We start from the raw sequence: 3,835 nt of genomic DNA, 5'->3' as shown, positions 1-3,835 counted from the left end.
TAAATTTCTGTTTTATTAAAAAGTTGGATAGGAAAATCTAATTAGCAATTAGGGAGATATTAACTATAGATTAAACAAAAAAAATATTACTACAGGCTATTTTGAGACATTGGTACTGTTAAATCCCGTCTAATGGGGAAACAGTATCAAAAAATACATTTATTTTTGATGTTAGTAGTTACAGAGGAACAGGTAATATGAATTCACTATTACACTCAGAACAGACAATGCTAGAATCAGGGTTGAAAAATGACCCGATGACAGCTTCGGATCGGTTTCTGCGTAATCGAATTAAAATAGTTGAAGATTTGTGGGAGTTGGTGTTAAGGCAAGAATGTGGCCAAGAATTGGTGGATACACTCCAGAAGATGCGCTCGGCTCATTCTCCAGAAGGACAAGCTCCTAATTTTATAGGTTCAGAAATTGAACAACTGATTGAACAACTAGAACTCAAAGATGCAATTAGAGCTGCCCGGGCTTTTGCTATATATTTTCAGCTGATCAATATTGTAGAACAACATTATGAGCAAAGAATTCAACAACTAGCTTATTCTCACAACAACAGTTCAGGAAAACTAATCTTTAAAGACGATGTAGCTAAGGATGGTGAGAGTTGTTCGCTGCGGGTTGGAAGTATACCAATATGGAACGATAACAGAACTAAACCAGAAGGAGAGGGTACATTTCATTATCTATTTCCTCTACTACAAACTCTCAATGTACCATATCAATTAATTCAACGATTAATCGATAACTTAGATATCCGTTTAGTATTTACAGCACACCCTACAGAAATTGTTCGTCGTACAATTAGAACAAAACAACGACGCATTGCCAAAATTCTCCAAGAATTAGATCGGGTAGATGAAAGCTTTTCTGAACTACAGGTAAATGGAGAAGAGGAAAGTTCTTGGGTTTCATCTTGGGAAACAGAATCTCTCAAAGAACAGTTAACAGAAGAAATTCTTTTGTGGTGGCGCACAGATGAACTACACCAATTTAAACCTACTGTTCTAGATGAGGTAGAAACTACTCTTCATTATTTTAACGAAGTTTTGTTTGATGCTACTCCCCAACTGCATCGTAGGTTTAAGCAAGCATTACATAGTTCTTTCCCTTACCTGAAACCACCAAGTTACAATTTTTGTAAGTTTGGTTCCTGGGTGGGAGCAGACCGTGATGGAAATCCTTTTTGTACACCACCGGTTACTTGGCAAACTGCCTGCTATCAACGTCAGATAGTCTTGGATAAATATATCCAGTCTGTCGATCGCCTGATAGAACTTTTGAGTTTGTCTTTGCATTGGAGTGATGTTTTACCAGAATTGCTAGACTCGTTAGACCGTGACCATTTGCAAATGTCAGAAGTATATGATAAATGGGCAATTCGCTATCGCCAAGAACCTTATCGGTTGAAGTTGTCTTATGTGAAAAAGCGTTTAGAAAATACTCGCGATCGCAACTTGCGTTTATATAATGGTGATGAAGTTCAAAGAGAAAAGGAAGTTCTCTCTCAACGTCGAGAAACAACAGGTATTTATCATTCTTGTTCAGAGTTTCTAGCTGAGTTGCAACTAATTCAGCGTAACCTGGAAGAAACTGGCTTAAACTCTAGTGACTTAGAAAATCTGATTTGCCAGGTAGAAATTTTTGGTTTTAATTTGGCGCGACTTGATATTCGTCAGGAGTCTTCTGTACATGAGGCTGTAATTCAGGAAGTTACTGAATATTTACAAATTTTGCCTAAACCTTATATAGAAATGTCGGAAGCAGAGCGGACTGAGTGGTTATCAACAGAGTTGCCTACTCGTCGCCCTTTAATTCCTACAGAGNAATCTGATTTGCCAGGTAGAAATTTTTGGTTTTAATTTGGCGCGACTTGATATTCGTCAGGAGTCTTCTGTACATGAGGCTGTAATTCAGGAAGTTACTGAATATTTACAAATTTTGCCTAAACCTTATATAGAAATGTCGGAAGCAGAGCGGACTGAGTGGTTATCAACAGAGTTGCCTACTCGTCGCCCTTTAATTCCTACAGAGTTACCTTTTTCTGAGAGAACTTGTGAAATTATTAATACTTTCCGAATGCTGCGACAACTACAGGTAGAGTTTGGCAAAGAAATTTGCCAAACTTATATTATTAGTATGAGTCGCGATGTTAGCGATCTATTGGAAGTGTTGTTGTTAGCTCAAGAAGCAGGACTTTACGATCCGGCAACTGGTGCAAGTAGTATTCAGGTAGTACCTCTGTTTGAGACTGTGGAAGACTTGAGAAATGCTCCCAGGGTAATGAACGATTTATTTAAGTTGCCTTTGTATCGAGCTGCACTTGCTGGTGGGTATGATAAATTGCCAGAAGAGTCAAAGTCTGAGTTAGAAACTCCTTATTTGCAAGAGGTGATGTTGGGTTACTCTGATAGTAATAAGGATTCTGGGTTCTTGAGTAGTAACTGGGAAATTCATAAGGCTCAAAAAGCTTTATATAAGATAGGTGAGGAATATGGTATTGCCTTACGGATATTTCATGGTCGTGGTGGTTCTGTAGGACGCGGTGGCGGTCCTGCTTATAAAGCGATTTTGGCTCAACCTGGTAAGAGTATTAGTGGTCGGATTAAGATTACTGAACAAGGTGAGGTACTTGCTTCTAAATATTCTTTGCCTCAGTTAGCAATGTTTAATTTGGAAAATGTTACTACTGCGGTGATTCAAGCTAGTTTGCTACATACGGGGTTTGATGAAATTGAAAGCTGGAATGAGATTATGGAAGAGTTTGCGGTGCGATCGCGAACTCATTACCGAAATCTGATTTATGAACAAGAGGATTTAGTTGAATTTTTCTATCAAGTTACACCAGTTCAGGAAATTAGTCAACTACAAATTAGTTCCCGTCCAGCTCGTCGGAAGAATGATAAGAAGAAGACAATTTCTGGTTTACGGGCAATTCCTTGGGTATTTAGTTGGACTCAAAGTCGCTTCCTCTTACCTGCTTGGTATGGGGTGGGAACTGCTTTACAAGAGTTTGTGGAACAAGCACCAGAAGAACACCTGAAACTTTTGCAATATTTTTATCTGAAGTGGCCGTTTTTCACTACTGTTATTTCTAAGGTAGAGATGACTTTGGCTAAGGTAGATTTGCAAATTGCTCATTATTATGTGCGAGAGTTATCTAAACCAGAAGACAAAGAACGGTTTGAGCAGTTGTTTGAGCAAATTGCGACTGAATATCGTTTAACACGGGATTTAGTGCTACAAATTTCTGGTCATGAGCGACCTTTGGATGGAGAACCAGACTTACAGCGTTCTGTACAATTACGGAATGCGACTATTATTCCTCTGGGTATGTTGCAAGTGGCGTTGTTGAAACGTCTGCGCCAGCATGATACGGGTACCCCTGGTGTAATTCATTCTCGTTATAGTAAGAGTGAGTTATTGCGTGGTGCTTTGTTGACTCTTAATGGTATTGCTGCTGGTATGCGGAATACAGGTTGATAGGTAATGGATAATGGATAATTGATAATGGATAATGAAAGAGTTGGCTGAACTCTAGTGGTAGAGAAACCGGGTTTGTGTGAGTAGATGTCAATATTGTGAGATATCTAATACAAACCCGGTTTCTGGTTTCTACAAAAACAAATTCTGAATTCTAAATTCAGAGAAACCTTCAGAGAAACCGGGTTTGTGTGAGTAGGTGTCACTATTGTGAGATATCTAATACAAACCCGGTTTCTGGTTTCTACAAAAACAAATATGGATAATTGATAATTGATAATTGATCATTGATAATGAAAGAGTTTGCTAAACTCTAGTGGTACAGAAACCGGGTTTGTGTGAGTAG

Annotated in this window: 1 protein-coding gene and 1 pseudogene; both read left to right on the top strand. The window is 38.5% G+C overall.

Annotated elements, in window-relative coordinates; all coding sequences use genetic code 11:
• Positions 1-197 precede the first annotated feature (197 nt).
• Positions 198-1,832: pseudogene (locus AFK68_RS06690) on the top strand (phosphoenolpyruvate carboxylase); the annotation flags it as partial.
• Between the two features lies 1 nt (position 1,833).
• Positions 1,834-3,489 (top strand): phosphoenolpyruvate carboxylase (locus AFK68_RS06685; protein ID WP_143437636.1); only part of this gene is annotated, 1,656 nt, incomplete at its 5' end.
• Positions 3,490-3,835 lie beyond the last annotated feature (346 nt).

Origin of the sequence: Hydrocoleum sp. CS-953 (assembly GCF_002260545.1) — a bacterium.
In the GTDB taxonomy this organism is placed as follows: domain Bacteria; phylum Cyanobacteriota; class Cyanobacteriia; order Cyanobacteriales; family Microcoleaceae; genus Trichodesmium.
The sequence above is the reverse complement of the archived record's forward strand: the minus strand, read 5'-3'. Positions and strand labels throughout refer to the sequence as shown.